Source organism: Pseudomonas sp. NPDC090752 (assembly GCF_055584805.1).
On the sequence record NZ_JBVJLI010000001.1, the window covers coordinates 440,949 to 461,463 of the forward strand.

Sequence of the window (20,515 nt, forward strand, 5' to 3'; positions counted from 1 at the left end):
CATGGGTGCTCTGACGAAAGCTGAGATGGCCGAAAGGCTGTACGAGGAGCTGGGGCTTAACAAGCGTGAGGCCAAGGAGCTGGTCGAGCTGTTTTTTGAAGAAATTCGGCACGCACTTGAAGAGAACGAGCAGGTCAAGTTGTCCGGTTTCGGCAACTTCGACCTTCGCGACAAACGCCAGCGGCCGGGCCGCAACCCCAAGACTGGGGAAGAGATCCCGATCACTGCACGGCGCGTCGTCACCTTTCGTCCAGGGCAGAAGTTGAAGGCCCGGGTTGAGGCCTATGCTGGAACCAAGCCATAACGACGAACTGCCCCCCATACCGGGCAAACGCTACTTCACCATTGGTGAAGTGAGCGAGCTTTGTGCGGTGAAGCCGCATGTGTTGCGGTATTGGGAGCAGGAGTTTCCTCAGCTGAACCCTGTGAAGCGGCGGGGGAATCGGCGGTATTATCAGCGGCAGGATGTGCTGATGATCCGACAGATTCGGGCGCTGCTTTATGATCAGGGGTTCACCATTGGCGGGGCGCGGTTGCGGCTTTCCAGTGATGAGGTGAAGGACGAGTCAAGCCAGTACAAGCAGCTGATTCGGCAGATGATTGTTGAGTTAGAGGATGTGTTGGTGGTGTTGAAGAAGTGAGATTGGCCGATAATTGGATTTTTTTGAAAAAAAGCTTCCATTTATCAGATGGTTAGAGTAGATTCTTCATCGTTCTTAGCAGTGTTGAGAATGTAGTCGGGGCGTAGCGCAGCCCGGTAGCGCACTTGCATGGGGTGCAAGGGGTCGAGTGTTCGAATCACTCCGTCCCGACCAAATAACTCCAAAGAATCCAGTCACTTAGCGGTGACTGGATTTTTTTATGGGCGGTGATAAATCCAGGTCACGCAGAAATACCCCTACTTATACCCCTACTCGGAGAAAGCGCTCAATCCTCGGCGTGGCAGCCGTGCATGAACCTCTAGCAGTGCTCTGTCCGTGAGCCCTTCTTCACGCGGACATCTCAACGCCAGTCCGCTATGAGTTGCCTTGATGCTTTCATGTAATGGGACTAATACTAAAGGACTGCTACGAAGAGGGACGGTCATGCAGACACGCTTTGTTGTAATCCCCGCCATGCCGCACGAGAAAGAGCAATTTCCTCGCCGTATCGGCGTCCCAACCGTCCTTGGTGCTGGGTATGATCTCTATGATACCCATGGCAAAACACGGCTGGTTTTGAACTATCCCACCCGGTCTGAGGCGGAGTACGCCTGTGCATGTCGGAATAGCCAGGAAGGTGCTGAAGGGAATCGTCTGATAGGGTACGGATGAGGTCCCGTCCTTTCACATTCTGCGCGGCAAAAGAAAGCCCGCTGCTAGGTGGGCAAGGTCTATCACGTAGGGATGGCATGATTGTCCCTATGGAGCTGTGGAAATTGAGTGAAAGAAAAGTGCTCGCAATGTGCTCTAAATTAGCCAGGTTCATTCTGCCTACTCAGCTTCAGCGTCTATTCCACAGCAGAAAGTAACTCCGCCAGTTTACCGTGCGGACCGATCACCATCAGGTCGGCTCCATGTGGACCGGATCGTCAGTATCCGGCCAGTGATGCCGGCTAGGTTTGGTGCCAAGCCACTCGGCCATTGAATTACAAGCACGAGGTTGGGCATGCGGTTCATCTATGATTCTGAGTTCGAATCACTACGCTTCCGCCATACTTTTCCAGAAAAAGCCCGTCCTAGACGGGCTTTTTCGTTTCTGAAGGGTTTTGGTCCCCCATCTGGTCCCCCACTTCTATGCTGGCTCTCCTTAGCACTCTGCGGAAATCGAGCTTCTGAAGCGGAAGCGAACTGAGGCTTATCTCGGCATAGTACGTCTAAATGGTTAGTTGCCTAGGGCTGGGGGTGGCTCCTGGAGGACTACACCGCGCCAGCGCTTCACTGGTAGCATGTGGCCATTAGCTAGGCAAGGCTAATCCTCATCCTCCACCTGGTACCCGTAATGGCCGTTGAAGCAGGGAAGTACGCAGACGTCTATCGCAGCTGGCAGCAGCATCTGTTCAATTTCAATCTAGCCGTCCGGGATACCCAGACGCCGGGGTTGCGCAAGCCGCAACTGGCCGCGCTGTACGCCGCCCTGGGGCACCTGGTGATGGCACCCACCACGACCGCCACGATTGTGATGCCGACCGGTACCGGGAAAACCGACACCATGCTCGGCCTCCTGGTCGCTGGGCGATTAGCCAGGACGCTTGTGCTGGTGCCTTCCGACGCATTGCGTTCCCAGCTGGTCGACAAATGCCATGAACTGAAGAAGTTGCGGGAGATTGGTGCCGTTTCGGCCATCGCACTCAACCCAGTGGTACGGGCGATTGGCTCAGGTCTGGCCGCTGACGGGGTCCAACAGCTAGCTGATGCCAATGTGATCGTTGCCACGCCGCAAGCGCTACAGCGTTTCGACCAACCGGCCTTGGAGGTTTTGGCGGCGTTGTGCAGTCACCTGATCATCGATGAGGCGCACCATGTGGCCGCCCTGACCTGGGACCGGGTCAAAAACGCCTTCAAGGATAAGCCCTGTCTACAGTTCACTGCCACGCCGTTCCGTGAGGACAACCAGCCGCTGGATGGCAAGATCATCTACAACTATCCGCTGAAGGATGCCCAGATCGATGGCTACTTCAAGGCGATCGAGTTCCATCCGGTGCGCGAATACAACTTGGAACTGGCTGACCAGGTAGTGGCTGACAAGGCAGTCGAGCTGTTGCGAAATGACCGCGCCCAAGGATTCAACCACCTGCTGATGGTGCGTGCACGGTCACAGAAACGTGCCGCCGCACTGTTTGAATTGTACAAACCTTGGGCACGTCATCCAGCATGTTTTCGGGCAGGAAGCCGCAGTCGGTTCGTGGGTAGGTCGTGGCCTTATGGTTCTCGTACAACGCCTGCGCTGCGGCCAGGGTCTCTTGAACGCCTAGGCCCAGCTTGGCGGAACAGACTTCCTGCAGGGTGCCCAAGTCAAAGGGGAGGGGCGGGCCTTCGCGGACGGCCTCAATCTCGACGCTGCAGACCTGCGCCGAGGCTCGGTGCCCCAGTCGTGCGGCGGCCTCCTGCACGACGCTCTCAGTGAAGCAACGACCGCTGTCATCGCAGGCTTGCGGCGGGGGCTGCCAACGTGCGCGAAAGCGCGTGCCGTCGGCCTCCAACGTGGCGTCAATGGTCCAGAATGGTTGGGCGACAAAGCTGGCGATGGCGCGATCGCGCTCGACCACCAAGCGCAACGTCGGTGTCTGCACCCGGCCCACTGGCAGTATCCCGTCAAAACCGGCACGCCGGCCCAGCAGGGTGAACAGACGACTGAGGTTAATGCCGATCAGCCAGTCGGCGCGGGATCTCGCCAGCGCACAGTGATACAGCGGCAAGGTCTGCTCACCCGGACGAAGCGCGGCCAAGGCCCGGCGGATCGATGCCTCATCCAGGGCAGACAGCCACAAGCGCAGGACCGGTCCGCGGTAATGGCAACGCTCAATGATTTCGCGAGCGATCATCTCGCCCTCGCGATCGGCGTCGGTGGCGATTACCACCTCGGAGCATGACTGCAGCAGGCCCTGGATAACCTTCAGCTGCTTGGCCACCTTCGGTTTGACGACGACTTGCCACCGCCCGGGGATGATGGGCAGATCCTCCAAAACTCGGGGACGCTGCCGATGTTGCCTTCGCCAACAAATAACGTACTCATGGGATTGACTCCGGGTGGGGTGAAACAGAACTGCCGAGGGCGACCTCGGCGTCGAGTAACTGGTGGGCGGACGCCGAGGCCTGGCGGTGCAGTGAGTGCAGGCTGCTCATTTGCAGGTTCAGCACCACGCGGTTGACCTCCAGCTGGTGCAGTGCCTCGCGCACGGCAGGTGCCAGGTGCGGCTGCTCCATCGCCTGCTTCCACACCTCGGCGCCCATGCGGCTGAAGTCACGGCTGCGCCAGCGTAGAAAGTCCGTCCCGGCTGCGCTGTGCTGCACCACCAATCGCAGGTCCAGCAGTGAGAAGGGCGGCTGCGCCACGATGGCCAGCATGCCCGCCATCAGCCCGGCGACCTGGGTACGCAGGCGCAGGATTGATTCGGCGAACTGCTGCAGCTCCCCCTTACCCTTAAAAGGCTTTAAAAGGCCTTTTAGGGAGGCTCCCTGTTCGAGCTGACGATAAGCATCCGTTGAAAGGCGCCGTGCGATGGCTTCGGCCAGGGTCATGCGTCACCGCCTTCCGACGCGGGCGGCGGGATCAGGTGCTCGTCGGCGATCTCAGCCGGCGCTGTGGCCAGACTTGCGTCCATCGTTTGGCGCAGAATGGGCGGGGCGAAGCGGGAGCGGCGCGTGCCCTCAAGGACGTCTTGCGGGGGTAAGCCGAACTTGTCGACGGCCTCACGCGCGCGGGCGTTGTTGGCCGCCACGTCGTCCCGGCTGACGCCGGCCAGTCGGTAGCGCTGGGCCAGGCCGAACACGCTGCGCAGCAGATGCGCGCCGCGGTCGATCCAGATCTCCATGTCGCCCCGGCCAATCAGCGCGGTGTGATGCGCCAGCAGCACCCGCCGTACCAGCGTGTCGTAATCGGTCAGCAGGTACACCGCAAGAAAGCCAAGCTGGCTGCCGATGAACAGCGGCAGGGTCACCGGATGGATATTGAGGTTGTCGCCGACATCGACCTGAGTGGGCAGGTCGCGTTCCACCAGGCTGACTTGCTCGTTCAACGTCTGCAGATCAGCCTTCGCCTGCAGCAGCTTGTCTTCGAGTTGCAGCATGAACCAGTCGGCGAAGGGGTCGTCCTGGCTGCTGGCCTGCTTGAGCAGGTTGGTCACGCTGATGTAGCCGGCCATGCCGAGGATGCCATGTACGCCCTCGCGGGCGGCTCGTCCTTGCCACAGTCGCGCGGCATGGTGGGTGTGCAGGGTGAGCGTGATGCTGCTGCGCAATGAGCCCAGGTTGAGCTGGTAGTGGTCGACCATCGCCGGATCCTCGCCGTTGAAGTGAGGCAGACGATGAGCTGAGTCATCGCCCTCGGCGTGGATCAACGCGAAGGTGCTGGGCTCGCATTTTCAAACAGTGGACGTCCCTGGATTTGATCGCACTAGGCATCAAATCCACTGTGTTCCGGCGCTAGGTCGATGCAGCGGGGACGCGGCAACGCAGTTTGAGTTCTTCCAGGCAGGCGAGGGCAAGTGGCGAGGCGGTGCGCTGCTCGCCGGGCTGCCGGCGCTCGCGAGGTGGTTCAGGTTCCGACACAGCGGCCGGCGGGTGCCGAGGTGCGTGCTCTGGGGCAGTCGTATCGCTACGGGCGGCCCACAGGTTGAATTCGCCGCAGCACGCCCGCTTGATTAACCCCATGAGATAGGCGACTGGTTTTCGGATCTCGCCGCGGGCGCAGCGCACCGCCGCCTCGTTGATTACCGCTTGTTGCTGTTCTGGCCCGAGCGGGCGCATCGCCTGGGAGGCCATGCGCCGCTCGGCAGGGCTCAGTTTGAGATTCTCTGGCCAGCGCGCTCGTCCGAACTCCACGTGCGCCAGTACTGTACTTTTTTTGCTTTTGTCTTTCTGTACTGTACGGCCGTCGTCGGCATTCCGAACGGCAGCGGAACTAGGGGTTCTGCCGCAGGATTCGGAATCGGTTGCTGGCGCCGTGAAATTCCGAACCGGGTGACCTTCGCCACGTTCGGAATCCGCCGCCTCGGCGTTGGTCAGCGGCAGCGAGTGTTGCTCCGCCGCGGCCGGGGGTGTCGCAAGCATGGCCTTGTCGGCAGCGGCGACCCTGGGGTCAGCCTGAATGTCCGCGATCACATGTTCGGCGACATCCCTGACGCCCTTTGTGGCATGGGTCAGATTCTGCAGCAGCAGTGACCGGTAGCCGCTGTCGAGCTCCAATTGCTCGGCGGCGGTCAATGGATCTCCGTGCAGCACATAGACGCAGCCGCGCAGACAGCCTTGGGCATCCCGCGAACGCTCGACCAGACTGAGCCAGCGGGTCGTGCGTAGTACATTGAGCGCTCGGGCGATCGTTTCTCGGGAGGCCTGGGTACCGCAGGGGCTGGTAGCCAGGTAGGGCTGAAGGTCCTGATAGCGGGGTGTTTGTATCTTACGCTCGGTGATCAGCCAGCGCAGGACCTGCCAGGTGTTGCGCTCCAGCGGCGTGAGGCGGCGGTCAAGCAACAGCTTCATCGGCAGCGGATCATTGTCGCCATAGTAGATTGTGCGTACCGGAGCCTCCGCAGCAGCGGACTCTACCAGTTTGGCCTGGGCGGCCTGCCATTCCAAGCGCCGTCGGAGTGCGTCGTAGCACTGACGGACGACGTCCTGCCAATCGACCTCGTAGAAGCTCAGCATGGGGCACCTCCGTACAGTTCGATTTGTTGCCAGATCAGCGTCAGGCTAATGTGCTGCTCTTCGGCGAGCATCATCATCGCGTCGAGTGGATCATTGTCAGGGTCTTCCTTCCGCAACTGGCTCCAGCGGTTCCACACCGCATGCTCCTGCGCCTCGGTGAGTTGCACTGGTCGACCGCGGTGGGTTTCGATCTTCAGTACCCGGCGGCGCAGGGCGGTTTCCGAATGGTCCAAGCCGAAGCAGCGGTACATGATGTTGGAGCTGGCGCCCAGCTTCAGTGCCCGGTTGATCAACCGCTCGTTCAGCTCATCCCGCTCGGCCTGAGCGATGAGCCGTCGCAGTACGGTGGTGTCGACCTTGATCTCCACCCAGCTGATCGTTGAATGCGCCACCTGTGACAGCGTGGTCGGCGGTAGCGACTGCAACACCTCAATGTCCTCATCCGTCAGGCCGAGCGCTTTGCAGCGTTGCAACCGCCCGTGGCGCAGCTCATGCAGCACCTGATTCAACATGGCATGGTTCAACAGGTTGAAAGTCGTGGTCATGAGGTGGCTCCTCACGTTAACGAAGGGTCGACAGCGTGGTATCGATCAGCTGCCGAGCATGGCGGATCAGGGCAAACAGCTGCTCAAGCTGTTCGTCTGGCAAGCGTTCGAGGCCAATGGTCAGGGCCGGGCGCTCGGCAAACGGCAGGTCGTAAACGCCAACCAGCAATTGCCCAAACAGGGCGGCAGGGAGCTGTTGGCGTTGCGCCCAGGCCACGTCATCCTGCAGGCGCAGCAGCGCCGAGAGCAGCAGTTGGATGCCCTTGTGTCGAGGGGTGAGGGGCGTGCCTTGGTCCAGAGAAAGGTTGAAACCGAGACCCTCTGATTGCCGCAGCACCAAGTCGTCGGCATCGGCGTAAATCGCCAGGTCTTGCGCGAGCTTGGCGCAGTGTTCACGCAGGTTGCTGATGTCATCAACGGCCCCAGAACGGTTGTTCAGCGTACTCGGGGTGACTCGGTTTGAATCACCGAGCTCAGAATGTCCGGCCGCTGACGATTCGCCTCCAAGCGCTTGCAAGATATACGGCAGCCGAAATTCCGGGTTGGGTGTGTCTTTAACACTGGCCGCGCCCGGATCAACGCTCTGCGCCTCAGGAACTTGCGCTGACTCAGTAACCTGGTCCGCTGGAGGTGCTGGGCTAGGGTTTGCGCCTTGTTGCGATAGGCTCGGCATTGGCGGTGTCGAGTTCGGCAGCGCACGGCTGTCTTGGTGGATATCCAGCGCCAGGACGCGCGGCGATTGGTTCAGGTACACGGCCATTTTCGCGATCAGCTCATCCTGCAGATCGCTGGCATCCAGCTCGGGTTTCTCGTCATCGAAGGCGGACAGCACCTCCGTCCAGAGCAGCGCGAATTGCTGGGGATCACCGAGATACTGATTCCAGGTCGACTCCGCTCGGCGTCGCAGGGTAATAGCGCGTTCGATGTTGGGTTTGCCGAGGCCTGCATAGAGCACTTGGGGAATGGAGGGCAGGAGAAACTCCAGCGCATCGAACATGCGGCTGATATGCGATTGGGAGACGGGATACCCACCCTTGCTCAGGCGTGCGGCCAGCTCACGCTGGCTGAGGGCCTCTCCTGGTTCCTGAAGCATGTCCAAAAGCTTCGCGACCGCCAGCGCCCGCTCGATGAACGTCAGTTGTCCATGCAGATCACTTTCGGCCAAGTGCCCGAGCAAGGCATGCGATTCGGATTGCCAGGGTCGGAACAGGCAGTTGAGGCGGAAGAAACGCTCCTCATGGGTTTCCTGCCACAGCTCGCCGAGGATGCTTAGGCGAGTATTGCCGCCATTACGAATGATAAAGTGCTGCTCGTTGGGCCTGCGAGTGATAGAAGGAGGATGGTCCAGGCCGCGTTCGCGAATGGAGGCTTTGAGTTCGTCGTACAGCGGGTTGCGCACCACGCGAGGATTCAGTTCGTAGGGTCGCAATTGCTCCAGCGTCACGACCATTGCCGTTTCAGCCATCGGGTTGGCCGGCTGTTCTCGGGGCTTCTGCGGGAAATGCGTCTGTTGCAATTGCCGGGTAACGTCTTCGGAGGTTGGCGGTTTCATCTCGCATCCTCCAATCAACGATGCCCAGCCAGTCGACTGCAGTTGGCAGGTGCTTGCCGGCGGCCGTTCACGGTCGCCAGGCAGAGCTTGTCCGCCCACTCGGGAAACAGCTCGAGCGCCAAGCTGGTCATGACAGCCGCTGCGCAGCGGCTTCGGCTACCGGCTGGAGGCGTGGCTTCGACACGGTGCACCGGCAGCCCCAGCGACGCCGCATTGAGGTACGCGACCCGGTCCGGAATGACCGTGTCGCAGACGCTGGCATGCGGATCACCTTCAAAGGTGGTCTGCAAGCTCTGCATGATCAAACGGGTGTCGCGGCGGTTGGCATTGACCTGGTTGAGCAGCAGCTTCACAGACGGCAGTGCCACGCCCAGATATCGATAGGGCTCCAGTTCTTCGAACAGCCCCAGCGTCCCCCGTCGGAGTTCGCGCGCGGCGAGCATCTCCGGGGGGAGAGGACACAAGGCGCAATCCGAAGCCAGCACGGCCATCTCCACCACTACGCTGCGGGCACCCTGGGTATCCACGATCATCACATCGAAATGATCGGAGAACGCCGGCAGCAGATTGCGCAGGCGCAGGCGGCCATCGGCGGCATGCAGCAGCACAGTGTTCAAGTGACCCGCCCGGTCGTTTGAAACGATCAGCGACAGGCGGGGGATGACTGTGGCCGTGATTACTTGATCTGCACCCAAGAGCCCTTCGGTGATCAGCTCGTAGCAGCCGACCTCACACGGTCCACTCAGGGCGTAGTAGCTGGACAGCGTCGGCTGACTGTCCAGGTCCAACATCAATACCCGGAGCCCCGCATCGGCGAGCAGGCCGCTGAGGTTGGCGGCGACCGTGGTCTTGCCAGCGCCGCCCTTGGTCGAGATCAACGAGAAGACTTTCATGATCTCTCCCCGGTAGAGAGACGGTCTTGCACCCACTGCTCGATCTCGAGCGAATCCCAGCCCACAGCGCGAGTGCCGATGCGCCGGCATTGGGGAAACTGGCCGGCTTTCATCAAGTTGTAGATGTGTGAACGTTTGAAGCCGGTTTTCTGTTCAACTTCATCTCGCCGCATGATGTGGCGGTCGGCGGAAGCGGAGGTAGGGGCGGTCGGTTGCATGATGTCACTCCTTAGCACCGGATGGCGCGTGGTGGGATGTGACATTCAGTCAACAACTGGAATCGATAGAAGTCATTGCCAGGCAATCGTTCGGATTGCCTGGCAATTGCGGCTCATGCCCGCTCGGCTTGAGCGAAACGACGTCGGGCTTCCGCAAATTTCCGATCAAGGGTGCGTTTCTTCAAACCGCGGACACCCGGGAAAAGCGTCGTTATGGCGTCAACGATCCGCTGCCTGATCATCGAAGATGGATCGGGGCAGACCCTTCTCCGACTTGCCCAACATGAGAGCGAGCAGGGCACCTACGATCACGTAAAGCAGAAGTGCGGCATTTTCAGACAGAACCCCGGATTTTGACGTGTATTTTTGGGCCTTGGTTGGATCGTCGAGCTCAGGTGACTCCTGGTTGCAGAGTGCCGAATGCGTTCGACGGAGGCTTTCGAGCTCTCGCAGCAAGACATCTCGATCCGCTTGGAGTGCGAGATGCACGCCCAGGCTCACGCAAAGAGAATGATCACTCTCCCGGGAAAACAGAAATGCCGGCTTTTCGTGCGGATAGGTGCGGGCAAACCAACCGTACAGATCTGGATGGCGAATAGACCAGTAGGCGCGCCGCACAGGATCATCCAGCCCAATGGGGCCTCCCAAATAGGTTGCCGGTAATTCCCCATAGATGATCGCGTCGCAGATGCGCTCGGCGTAAAGGTGGAGCGTAGGCCATTGGGGAAAGTGCTTGAGCAAGCCGCCAGGATCAGACAGCTCTACTTGCAAGATCTCGGCTTCGTGGTCGGCGAGATCACACCAGAGAATTGCCGCATCAATGGGATGGTAGGAGCTTCTAAATGAGACCATGGTGACAGCCTCCTGCTGAACACTTCCATTTCGCTGCGTTGCCCACGTGGCACCTCTTCAGCGAACCAGATCCCTTATTTTTTGGATCCAAAGATGGTGACAGCACCATCGGAGCATCGTTCCTAGGACGTAAGCTCATCCGCGACAGGTTTCGACGTGATTGTGCGAAGCGGTTGCTTTGGTCGTGTGAATGCTCCACTGCTCCAGCCACACAACAAAGGCATTATTTTTGTGTTTATGTTTACATTTAGCACAATTCATGTTCTGCATGGAGAAGTAAGTTGGTATACCTTGCTTGACGAATTAGTCAGCTTTTGTTGATTTTTCGTTCCGTAAGTGACTGAAACAAATGAATTTTTATGGTGTCTTGCGTTTTTGTGTTCGGTCGGGTTGGTCACTTGAATAATAAATACAAACCTCTCAGACTGATTTTTCTTGAAACTAAGATCAATTCTCATTAAATTCTCGCCCCGTCGGAGGGGCGTTGCTGCCTGGTCCTTCGGTGCGGACGGTAGGCAGCCCGAGAAAAGAGAATGAACAGAACGGCCTTTGTTGCAGTGATCAGCATGTGCGGTAGCTCGATAATGGGCGGCGCGCAGGCGAGTGAGCAGGGGCAGCTGACCTTGCCTTCCACAGAAATTTCCGCAGAACAAGCTAGCCAGCCATACCGCTCAACCACCGCCGTCACGGCTACCAAAACGGACATTCCGCTCAAGGATGTGCCACAAACCGTCGATGTTGTGCCGGCGGAGCTGATCAAAGACCGCAACTTTACGACATTGCAGGGCGCCCTCAAGAATGTCCCTGGTGTTTCTCAGGACGCAGGTGATGGCCAGCGGGATCAGTTTGTGATTCGCGGTTTTTCGGCGCTGAATGACATGTACCTAGATGGCATGCGTGATGACGCCTATTACTTCCGGGACCTGTCCAATATCGATAGGGTCGAGGTCCTCAAGGGGCCTTCTTCTGTGCTTTATGGGCGCGGATCGTCAGGAGGGCTGATCAACCGAGTGACGAAAAAACCTGAGGCTAACCCTGTCCAGCAGCTCAGCATAATGGGCTCAACTGAAGGGCAGCGCCGAACTGAAATGGATCTGGGGGGGGCCAACGAAGACGATTCCATTCGTGTCAGGCTCACAGGCGCCCTGGAGGATTCTGATGGTTTCCGTGATCGGTATTTTCTTGAGCGGCAGGCCTTCGCGCCTTCTATCCAGTTCAACATCGATCCAGATACAACCTTGACATTGCAAGCTGATTATCTCCACGACAAACGCTTGGCAGACACAGGTCTTCCCGCTTATGGCGATCATCCGGTGGATGCTGATATCGACACGTATTACGGGTCGCGTGATGCGAAAGGCCAGAACTACGTGGAGACGACGGTGAAGGGCTCGACGATCACCCTTGATCGTACATTGAGTGATTCTCTCAGCCTGCATAGTGCTTTGCGGGCATACGATTCTGACGTGACCCGGAAGTACGTGACATTCGGTACTGTCAACACGACGACAAACAAGGTCAGTATCAACCGCGCTGCGCGTTACAAGGAAGAACATGGGGTATTTTGGCAGAATGAACTGAAGCATAAGTTCGAGACCGGCCCGTTCAGTCATGAGGCGCTCTACGGTATCGAGGTCGGCTACCAAGATCGGAAGGATAAAGGCCTGACGCTTCGCAACGTCGCCACCTACGATGTGTTCAATCCGCAGTTGATCGACTTCCCGGAGATTCCTGGCTCCACGGCGGCCAACCCGGACGCTGATACCCATATCTCGATTGCCGGCTTATATCTTCAGGACCTCATCACAATCACCCCTCAGTGGAAGCTGATGATGGGCGGACGCTTCGATCGCCTGGCGACGAAGCGTAGTGATGATGGCACCGCTGATATGGACTTGGAACGCACGGACAACACGTTCAGTCCACGCATTGGCCTTGTTTATGAGCCGACGGACTGGGTGTCGCTTTATGCCACCTACAGCCGGTCCTTCCAGCCAATGGCTGATAACGGAGAATTGCGCCGAAACAGCGATGAATTGGACCCAGAGGAGACCGTCAACAAGGAGGTCGGCGCTAAGTTCGACATCAACGAAAAGTTCTCGGCGACGGTATCGGTGTTCGACATGACCCGAACTGGCATCTTGATGGACGATCCAACAGACACTCGTTTCTCCCTGGACGCCGGTACACAGCGCACCCGCGGTGTTGAATTCTCCATCAATGGCGATCTTGGAAATGGCTGGTCGACTTATGCAGGTTACGCATGGTTGAAGGGTGAAATGATTGATTCACCGGTCGAAGCCATTGTCGGTAATACGAGCCCCCTTACCCCAAAAAGCAGCGCGAGTGTCTGGTTGAAGAAAGAGCTGGGGGCCGGTTTCTATGTCGCTGGGGGCGGGCGATACGAAGGAGAGCGATTCACCTCTCCAAACAATAAGGTGTCGCTTGGCTCGTACACCACGGCTGAACTGGCAGGCGGATATCGTAGCGAGCATTACGACGTGACTCTCAATGTTGATAATCTATTCAACCGCGAGTATTTCGTCTCTGCCAAGGCTGGCAGCGATAATTCGAACTACCCAGGGGCCCCCCGCAGCGCGAGCCTCCGAGTGGATTATCGTTTCTAAGTCGAATGATGTAATTGGTTGACCTGGGCTCTAGTGACCGGGCAATCAGCAGTCGCCCGTGTGGCCTGGTCGGCAAATCATCTCTCAGTCAGGCCTAGCGGTTTTACCGTAACACTACGTAATATGACCATGCGATGGGCCATGGAGGCGTGACAAGGCGAGGGCGGAGGTACACTGTTGGACTACTTCAATGCGTTGAACGCTTTCGTAGAGGCTGCACGTTTCAATAATTTCTCTCGTGCGGCCGAGGAGTTGGAAGTCAAGGCTTCAACCGTGTCTCGCTATATCAGTGACCTTGAAGCCGACCTTGGCATTGCGCTCTTCAACCGCTCAACCCGCTCGCTGAAGCTGACAGAGGGCGGTCGTACCTTTCTTACGCATGCTCGGCGGGTGCTGGAAGAATTGGAGACTGCGCGAGCGGCTGCATCCTCACTGAACGACGCGCCTCGCGGAGTGCTCCAGCTCAACGTCCCACCTGCTTTCGCACGACACCATATTGTGCCGGCCCTAGGACAGTTCCGAGAGCAATTTCCGCAAATTCAGGTGGATTTGACGTGCGACGATAGTCAGGTCAATCTCATCGATGCCGGAGCAGATCTTGCCATCAGGATTGGATCTCTACCGGACTCTTCACTAAAAGCTAGAAAAATCGCGGACGAGCAGTGGGTGCTATGTGCTGCAGCCTCCTGCGATAGTGGGAATGTGCCGCTGCACCCCAGAGATCTGAAAAATGTGGGTTTTATCTGTGGCAAGGCGCAGCTCAATCTGAATTGGCGCCTGGGCGATGATGCGTTGACCCAAAGTCAGGTTGTGTCGCTCAGAATCAATGACCTAGAGGCGCAGCTGATAGCCGTTGTAGAAGGGCTAGGGGTCGCTCTGCTGCCCACCTGGCTGGCACATGCACCTTTATGCCGGGGTGAACTGGTGCGTTGCCTTCCGGAATGGGAGTGCCAACCTGATGGGGGCAGGAGCTCGTTGTGGTTCATCTACCCGCCAAAGCGAATAGTTTCCTCGAAGGTGCGCTCGTTCATTGATTTCATGGTCGGGCGTATTGGTCATTCTCCCTATTGGCGGATCTGATCCTCGAGATCAGCTAAAGCGGATATCCAGCGCTCTCAGCCAAGTCTGCAGGCCCGCATCTTGGATAGGGATGAGGAAGGCTTCTTGACTCGATTCGTTGAAGTGCGCATGCCAATAACCTGGAGGGGTTACGAACGCTAAACCTGGATTCCAGTCGATGCGGGTAGGGTTGACGATGTTCCCCGCGTCGTCGAGTTGGGTCCCTACGAGGCTGTAGCACCCGGGCGGGCAGTCCACAATAAAGTCCAATGCAATCGACTGGTGCCTGTGTGGTTTTTGTACTGCACCTGCCGGAACCAAGCCGTACATTGCCCACAGCACATGTGTAACCGTGCGCGTCTGCGGAAAGTTTCGGTTACCGAGAAGGATGCTTATTCGGCTGCGATCGCTTGCCCGCGGATCTGCGGCAGCTTCACGCAGGTAGGCATTTGCCTCTTCTCCTGTGTACAGCGTCGGCACAAAGCGGTCAACACGTTGCTCAACGCCGAGATAACGCAGTAGCGGCTCGTCGTGCACGTAGTAGAATTGGCAATCGGAAGCTGCTTTCAGCTTGGTCGTGTGGGTGGCCGGCAGCGCTATGAAACAGCCTTTGCTCCAGTTAAACGTGGTCTGGTCATAGGTGAGATGCCCTTCGCCCGTGATCACAAACAGAACCTGAGAAGTCGCATTCGGTGAAAGGTGCAGCGTATCTCCAGCAACCAAACGGATGAAGTTCGCGCAAAGTCCTGGGCCTGTGGCTGGACCAATGCAACCCAGGTCTTCGCTCAAATCGAGAGGCACGATTCTCGATTCACCGTCCTGATGAAGAGAGGCAGGAAATGTCCGGTAAGGGATTCTAGAGATGAGCTTTGACCCGATTGGGTTGGCAGCTTTGCTGTACTCAAAGAACTCTGCATCCGCTTGGTAAGAAGGGATGGCTGATTCGATTTGCTCATGGATGGGACTGTTCACGGTAGGACCTCTCTTCTGAAAATGTCGTATTGCGAGGACCAATGTAAGAACTGAATGTACTTGGATTAAGACCCCTGCCCGCATAGGTGTTGTGTCAGTGGGGGATGTAAGGGGCATTCTGAGCAACGCAGAGAAAATTTGGCGGAAGCGGAATGGTTTTCGGCCGGCGATATCGGTTGGTATCACACAGAGCCTTGGTACAACAATGTCGCGAGAAGGCGTTCTGGCCTTCAGGACCGTAGAGCTAGGAAACCAGCGCCTCGGCTTGTTGAGCGAGCCTGCAGTTCCGTAGAAATAAATGGGCGCCTGCCTACGCTCGTTATCTAAAGAGCAAAAAGCCCGCGAATGCGGGCTTTGTGTTGACCTATGCATCCCAGGATGGGGCTTTTGCCAGTCAACGTTTGAGAAACCTGTAGCAATCTTGACAACCTACAGGCCATCTAGTCGCCTTAAATGGCCATCGAGCGTTCGCGAAGATCCATGTTCAAGATCCGGTCGTTCTCGCTGTAGTCGACTGGGCAGTCGATCACGTGCACGCCCGGGGTCTTGATGCAGTGTTCCAGCAGCGGCAGCAGGCCTTCGGCGCTTTCCACGCGGTGGCCGTTGGCACCGTAGGCTTCGGCGTACTTGACGAAGTCCGGGTTGCCGTAGTCCAGACCGAAATCGGTGAAGCCCATGTTGGCCTGCTTCCAGCGGATCATGCCGTAGCCGTCGTCACGCAGGATCACCACAGTGATGTGCATGCCCAGACGAACTGCGGTTTCCAGCTCCTGGCTGTTCATCATGAAACCGCCGTCGCCGCATACCGAGATGACTGGGCGATCCGGATAGACCAGATGCGAAGCCATCGCCGATGGCAGGCCAGCGCCCATGGTCGCCAGGGCGTTGTCGAGCAGTACGGTGTTCGGCTTGTGCGCCTTGTAATTGCGGGCGAACCAGATCTTGTAGATACCGTTGTCCAAAGCCACGATGCCTTCGGACGGTAATACGCGGCGGATGTCGGCGACCAGGCGCTGCGGGTAGACCGGGAAGCGGTTGTCGTCGGCACCTTCGGCGATCTGCGCTTCGTTCGCTTCACGGATGGCCAGCAGGCGGGTGAAGTCCCAGTGGCTGGTGTCGGTCAGCGCTTCGCTGATCTGCCAGACGGCGTTGGCGATGTCGCCGATCACTTCGACCTGCGGGAAGTACACCGCATCCACCTCGGCCGAACGGAAGCTCACGTGAATCACTTCGGTACCGCCACGGACCATGAAGAACGGTGGCTTCTCGATCACATCGTGGCCGATGTTGATGATCAGGTCGGCGGCTTCTACAGCGCGGTGAACGAAGTCACCGGACGACAGCGCAGCGTTACCGAGGAAGCGCGGGTGACGCTCATCGACCACACCTTTACCCATCTGGGTAGTGATGAACGGGATGCCGGTCTTGTCGATCAGCTGCTGAAGGACCTTGGCGGTCATCTTGCGGTTGGCACCGGCACCGATCACCAGGATCGGGCTGCGTGCGTTCTGCAGCTTTTCAACGGCGGCTTCAATCGACTTATGTTCGGCCAGTGGGCGGCGGTGCAGGCTGCGTGGGACCGGCAGGGCATCAGTCTGCTCGGCAGCGATGTCTTCAGGCAGTTCCAGGTGCACGGCGCCCGGCTTTTCTTCTTCCGCCAGGCGGAAGGCTTCACGCATGCGCGCCGGGATGTTGTCGGCCGAGGCGAACTGGTGGGTGTACTTGGTGATGGGGTCCATCATGCCGCACACGTCGATGATCTGGAACCGGCCCTGCTTTGACTTCTTGATCGGTTTCTGGCCGGTGATCATCATCATCGGCATGCCGCCAAGGTAGGCGTATGCACTGGCAGTCACCAGGTTGGTCGCACCAGGGCCCAGGGTCGACAGGCTGACGCCGGTCTTGCCGGTCAGGCGACCGTAGGTGGCGGCCATGAAGCCTGCGGATTGCTCGTGACGGGTCAGTACCAGCTTGATCTTCGACTTGCGCAGGGATTCCAGCAGGTCGAGGTTCTCTTCACCAGGAATGCCGAATACATACTCGACACCTTCGTTTTCCAGGCATTGCACAACGACATCGGCGGCCTTAGCCATCTTGCTTATTACCTCAGTTATCACGGTTTGAAGCAGGCGAGACGCACCTGCAGGCTATCGACCTCAGCGAGGTGCGCTGACGTCTGTTTGTCCACTGGCCAGTAACGCGCCTCGGACGAAACCCTCGGCAAGTCGTCGCTCGACGAAATCCCGCACATAGGCTGCTCCCGCATCACGGCCGCGTGGCACTGCGACTGCTTGGCGGATAGCGGTGAAGGCTCCCTGCATCACCCGATAATTCGGATTCTTGGCTGTGATTTGTTCCAGCGGTTGTCTGACCCCGGCGGCAGCATCCAGGCCTTTGTCAATGAATAGGTCTACTGCACCTGCAGACGTGTCAGTTCGGTGTAGCTCTGCATGCTGCAACGTACGTGACAGGTACAGGTCGTAAGCAGCGCCGTTGCCTACCGCAAGCCGAAGTCCAGGTTGATCCAGGTCCTCGATTTTGGAATAGGGCGACTCGGCCTTTACCAGATAGGTCCCTTCGATAAGTACGTAGGGTTCACTGAAGCTGATCTGGGCGGCGCGGACAGGCTCGATAGCCAGGAAGGCCAACGTCCACGCGTTTTCTTCAAGTGCAGCGAATACCTTCCCGGCCGCGTCGTATGTGCGCAATTCGAGACCTACGCCCAGCTCTTCGGCCAGCGATTTAGCAAGTGCAACAGAAACACCATGCGGTTCTCCGTCAGCGCTTGGCTGAGCCAGCACTGGGTTACCGAAGTTGATCGCCGCACGCAGAATGCCGTTTGGCGCCAGGTCCTTGAGAACCTGCTGGGCAATAGGGCTCATACCTTCTCCAGGGTTAGAAAATTGGGAATGTGTAGGACACGATCAGGCGGTTTTCATCCGCGCCACGTGCAAAGCTCGATCGATAGCTCGCGTTACGCCACCGGACCGATACGTTCTTCAGGGCACCGGATTGCACCACGTACTGCAGTTCGGTGTTGCGCTCCCATTCATGGCCCTCACCGGTGATGGTCGCTGCGTCGGCCTGATCGCCTCGCAGGTAGCGGGTCATGAAGGTCAAGCCAGGAATGCCGAGAGCCGCGAAGTTGTAGTCGTAGCGCAGCTGCCAAGAACGTTCACCGGGCTCGGCGAAGTCGTTGAGCTGGACGAAGTTGACCAGGTAAGGATCGGTTCCATCGAGATAGGGCATGGAGGTGGAGCCGTTCATCTTTTGCAGTCCCAGACCAAGCGCATGTCCGCCCAAGCTGTAGGTGAACATGCCGGAAATTGCTCTGCTATCGATACGTCCGCCCAAAGCTCGACCGTCATTGTCGCTATCCATGTAGCGAAGATCAGCTTTGATCTTCCCGGGGCCCACTGGAATCGAATAGTTCGCGCCCACGAAGTGCTGGTGGTAGACCTGCTCCAGCTCTGCGTACTGGTAGGTCAGCAACAGGTCTTTTGTGAGCTGGTAATCCAAACCGCCCAGCCAGAAGGCGTCACCTTCGGCATTGCCTGTGAAACGACGGTTTTTGTTGTTGAGTGTGATCGGTACGCGGTCTGTCGAGTCGCGATCGGTTTGGCGCTCGAAGCGGGCACCGATGAAGGACAGCGAATCGAATTCTTTGCTGGTGAGCAGGCCGCCCTCAAAGGTCTGGGGGAGGAGGCGGCCAGTGTTGGCCTGAACAGTGGGCAGCTTGGGGATCAGAGTGCCGTATTTAAGCTCTGTCGCGGATAGGCGCATCTTGCCAGTCAGGCCCAGGCGGCTGAACTCGTCGGCTGCGCGACCATCATCATGAGTCGGCAGCAGGCCGGTACCGGTTCGATCGGGACTTGAGTCCAGCTTCAGGCCGAGCATGCCCAGAGCATCTACCCCAAAACCGACTGGCCCTGGTGTGTATCCGGACTTCGCATCGAGAATGAAACCATGGGCCCATTCTTCGCGCTTTGACTGGCCAGCACCGTCACGGAAATCACGGTTGATGTAGAAGTTCGTCGTTTGCAAGGTGACCTTGCTGTCGTCGATAAAGCCATCCCCATAGGCCGTCGCTGCGGCCAGGCAAGGAGTAACGGCAAGAAGCTTGCAACCAATCTTGTTTTTGTTATGCATGTGCTGCTCCATCAATTGGAACGTGAGGTGTAGGCGTGCCTCCCGGCACGCCAGGATCAGGAAAAAAAGAGGTTCAGGCGGTGCGGAAAATCATGCAGACCGGACTGCCGGTCTGGATCTGATGCTCCAGCAAAGCCAGTTCGCCTTTCGGGCTAATGGAGAAGGTCTTGATGTTGTCGCTGTCTTGATTAGCGACGAACAAGAAGCGACCGTTAGGGGACGCAGTCATGAACCGAGGCTTCTTGCCCTGGCTAGCTACGTTGCCGATCGGGTTGATCTTCCCGGTAGGCTGATCCACCGAATAGATGGTCACGCTGTCATGCCCGCGATTGGAAGAGAACAAATGTACTCCATCCGGTGCCATGACCAGCGCCGCTGCACGGCTGTCCCCTACAAAGTCCTGAGGGAGGGCTGGGACCATCTGGAATGGAACCAGGGAGCCGTCATTCTGGTTGTAGCGGTAGCTGGTGATCGTGCTGTCCAGTTCGTTCACAACGTAAGCAAATGACCCGGTCGGAGAGAACACCACATGTCGAGGTCCGGCCCCCTCGCGTGTCTTGATTTCATGCGCCAATTCAGGCTTCAGTGCGGTCCCGTTCTGCTTCAAATCGAACACAAAGACTTTATCCAGTCCTTTGTCCGGGACCACCAGGAAGCGGCCCGATGGATCGCGTGGGATCATGTGCGGGTGGGAGCTCGCCTGCTCGATCTTGTGCGGGCCAGGGTTGCCCGGAAGGTCGTATTTGCTGATGACGGGTTGCAGGTGGCCGGTCTTATCGAATGGCAGAATGACAATGCTGCCGGTGGCATAGTTGGCCACAGCGAGGAATTTGTTGCTCTTGTCCACGGTAAGGTGGACGGGGTTGTTCCCTTCGCAACTAACAGAGCTCACCTTGGTGAGTGTTCCGCTGCCTGACTCAATTTGAAATGAGCTGACAGTAGACTGGTCGCCATGCACGCAGAACAGCAGGCTCTGGGTTTGGTCGAGGCACAGGAAGGATGGGTTGGTCAGATCGCCGACGGTTTGAACCAGTTCGGAGCGACCTGTCTGCGGGTCATGTCGATAAACCGTGATGCCTGCACCGCGGGCGTTACGCTCGCGAGTGGTCCTGGAGCCCACATAGACAATTTGGGTTTTGTTCGAGTTGGCAGGCTGCATAGAGTTCTTCTCAGGTCCTGATTTGGCATCTGCCGCTCCCGCGCCCAGGCCCAGAATGGTTGCCGCAGCGACGATGGAAGTAGAAGAGAGCAGCGTGCGTCGAGTAATGGCGGGTGAGAACGGTGATGGGCACATAGCAAAATCT

The 20,515-nt window shown here is 58.1% G+C and carries 19 protein-coding genes, 1 tRNA gene and 2 pseudogenes; 7 read left to right on the forward strand and 15 right to left on the reverse strand.

Annotated elements, in window-relative coordinates:
• Nucleotide 1 precedes the first annotated feature (1 nt).
• The 5 genes and pseudogenes from ihfA to ACZ6YA_RS01910 all read left to right on the forward strand — a co-directional run.
• A complete protein-coding gene (ihfA, locus tag ACZ6YA_RS01890) occupies nucleotides 2–304 on the forward strand; it encodes an integration host factor subunit alpha (RefSeq protein WP_003250679.1) in 303 nt (100 codons plus the stop codon).
• Entirely contained in the window at nucleotides 285–641 is a 357-nt protein-coding gene (locus ACZ6YA_RS01895) for a MerR family transcriptional regulator (protein WP_008100384.1), read from the forward strand. The genes ihfA and ACZ6YA_RS01895 overlap by 20 nt, the downstream gene beginning before the upstream one ends.
• 97 nt (nucleotides 642–738) lie before the next feature.
• Nucleotides 739–815: transfer RNA gene (locus ACZ6YA_RS01900), tRNA-Pro, on the forward strand.
• Between the two features lie 270 nt (nucleotides 816–1,085).
• Nucleotides 1,086–1,313 (forward strand): hypothetical protein, encoded by a 228-nt coding sequence (locus ACZ6YA_RS01905; RefSeq protein WP_465895070.1) that lies wholly within the window; start codon nucleotides 1,086–1,088, stop codon nucleotides 1,311–1,313.
• Nucleotides 1,314–2,130: 817 nt separating this feature from the next.
• Nucleotides 2,131–2,523 (forward strand): annotated as a pseudogene (locus tag ACZ6YA_RS01910) (DEAD/DEAH box helicase family protein); the annotation flags it as partial.
• A 33-nt stretch (nucleotides 2,524–2,556) separates the two neighbouring features.
• Here ACZ6YA_RS01910 and ACZ6YA_RS01915 read toward each other — a convergent pair.
• From ACZ6YA_RS01915 to ACZ6YA_RS01960, 10 genes and pseudogenes are all read right to left on the reverse strand, one after another.
• Nucleotides 2,557–2,760: a hypothetical protein gene (locus ACZ6YA_RS01915; RefSeq protein WP_465895335.1), complete on the reverse strand. Its 204-nt coding sequence runs from the start codon at nucleotides 2,758–2,760 to the stop codon at nucleotides 2,557–2,559.
• Nucleotides 2,761–2,830: 70 nt separating this feature from the next.
• Nucleotides 2,831–3,664 (reverse strand): annotated as a pseudogene (locus tag ACZ6YA_RS01920) (DNA topoisomerase); the annotation flags it as partial.
• A gap of 46 nt (nucleotides 3,665–3,710) precedes the next feature.
• Entirely contained in the window at nucleotides 3,711–4,220 is a 510-nt protein-coding gene (locus ACZ6YA_RS01925) for a DUF3158 family protein (RefSeq protein WP_465895071.1), read from the reverse strand.
• Nucleotides 4,217–4,972 carry a PFL_4669 family integrating conjugative element protein gene (locus ACZ6YA_RS01930; RefSeq protein WP_465895072.1) on the reverse strand — a complete coding sequence of 252 codons (756 nt, stop codon included), beginning with the start codon at nucleotides 4,970–4,972 and terminating at the stop codon, nucleotides 4,217–4,219. Before ACZ6YA_RS01930 ends, ACZ6YA_RS01925 begins: the two co-directional genes overlap by 4 nt.
• 151 nt (nucleotides 4,973–5,123) lie before the next feature.
• Complete coding sequence (locus tag ACZ6YA_RS01935; RefSeq protein WP_465895073.1) at nucleotides 5,124–6,344, reverse strand: STY4528 family pathogenicity island replication protein; 1,221 nt, start codon at nucleotides 6,342–6,344, stop codon at nucleotides 5,124–5,126.
• Nucleotides 6,338–6,889, reverse strand: a complete 552-nt coding sequence (locus ACZ6YA_RS01940; protein ID WP_465895074.1) for a DUF2857 domain-containing protein — start codon at nucleotides 6,887–6,889, stop codon at nucleotides 6,338–6,340. The genes ACZ6YA_RS01935 and ACZ6YA_RS01940 overlap by 7 nt, the downstream gene beginning before the upstream one ends.
• A gap of 16 nt (nucleotides 6,890–6,905) precedes the next feature.
• Nucleotides 6,906–8,441 carry a ParB family protein gene (locus ACZ6YA_RS01945; protein WP_465895075.1) on the reverse strand — a complete coding sequence of 512 codons (1,536 nt, stop codon included), beginning with the start codon at nucleotides 8,439–8,441 and terminating at the stop codon, nucleotides 6,906–6,908.
• Between the two features lie 14 nt (nucleotides 8,442–8,455).
• A complete protein-coding gene (locus ACZ6YA_RS01950) occupies nucleotides 8,456–9,334 on the reverse strand; it encodes a ParA family protein (RefSeq protein ID WP_465895076.1) in 879 nt (292 codons plus the stop codon).
• On the reverse strand, nucleotides 9,331–9,552 hold the full coding sequence (locus tag ACZ6YA_RS01955; RefSeq protein ID WP_465895077.1) for an AlpA family transcriptional regulator: 222 nt from the start codon (nucleotides 9,550–9,552) through the stop codon (nucleotides 9,331–9,333). The genes ACZ6YA_RS01950 and ACZ6YA_RS01955 overlap by 4 nt, the downstream gene beginning before the upstream one ends.
• A 219-nt stretch (nucleotides 9,553–9,771) precedes the next feature.
• Entirely contained in the window at nucleotides 9,772–10,404 is a 633-nt protein-coding gene (locus ACZ6YA_RS01960; RefSeq protein ID WP_465895078.1) for a hypothetical protein, read from the reverse strand.
• A gap of 533 nt (nucleotides 10,405–10,937) precedes the next feature.
• On the opposite strand from ACZ6YA_RS01960, the gene ACZ6YA_RS01965 reads away from it, so the two are divergent.
• Nucleotides 10,938–13,031 (forward strand): TonB-dependent receptor, encoded by a 2,094-nt coding sequence (locus tag ACZ6YA_RS01965; protein ID WP_465895079.1) that lies wholly within the window; start codon nucleotides 10,938–10,940, stop codon nucleotides 13,029–13,031.
• Between the two features lie 177 nt (nucleotides 13,032–13,208).
• On the forward strand, nucleotides 13,209–14,111 hold the full coding sequence (locus ACZ6YA_RS01970) for a LysR family transcriptional regulator (protein ID WP_465895080.1): 903 nt from the start codon (nucleotides 13,209–13,211) through the stop codon (nucleotides 14,109–14,111).
• A gap of 9 nt (nucleotides 14,112–14,120) precedes the next feature.
• Here ACZ6YA_RS01970 and ACZ6YA_RS01975 read toward each other — a convergent pair whose 3' ends face one another.
• The 5 genes from ACZ6YA_RS01975 to ACZ6YA_RS01995 form a co-directional block, all read right to left on the reverse strand.
• The gene (locus ACZ6YA_RS01975) at nucleotides 14,121–15,062 is read right to left on the reverse strand and encodes a cupin (protein WP_465895081.1); all 942 of its coding nucleotides are present in this window, start codon (nucleotides 15,060–15,062) and stop codon (nucleotides 14,121–14,123) included.
• Between the two features lie 449 nt (nucleotides 15,063–15,511).
• Entirely contained in the window at nucleotides 15,512–17,155 is a 1,644-nt protein-coding gene (locus ACZ6YA_RS01980; protein ID WP_465895082.1) for an acetolactate synthase large subunit, read from the reverse strand.
• Between the two features lie 63 nt (nucleotides 17,156–17,218).
• Nucleotides 17,219–17,944 carry a transporter substrate-binding domain-containing protein gene (locus tag ACZ6YA_RS01985; RefSeq protein WP_465895083.1) on the reverse strand — a complete coding sequence of 242 codons (726 nt, stop codon included), beginning with the start codon at nucleotides 17,942–17,944 and terminating at the stop codon, nucleotides 17,219–17,221.
• Between the two features lie 13 nt (nucleotides 17,945–17,957).
• Nucleotides 17,958–19,211 (reverse strand): OprD family porin, encoded by a 1,254-nt coding sequence (locus ACZ6YA_RS01990; protein ID WP_465895084.1) that lies wholly within the window; start codon nucleotides 19,209–19,211, stop codon nucleotides 17,958–17,960.
• 73 nt (nucleotides 19,212–19,284) lie between these two features.
• A complete protein-coding gene (locus tag ACZ6YA_RS01995; protein WP_465895085.1) occupies nucleotides 19,285–20,505 on the reverse strand; it encodes a lactonase family protein in 1,221 nt (406 codons plus the stop codon).
• Nucleotides 20,506–20,515: the final 10 nt, after the last annotated feature.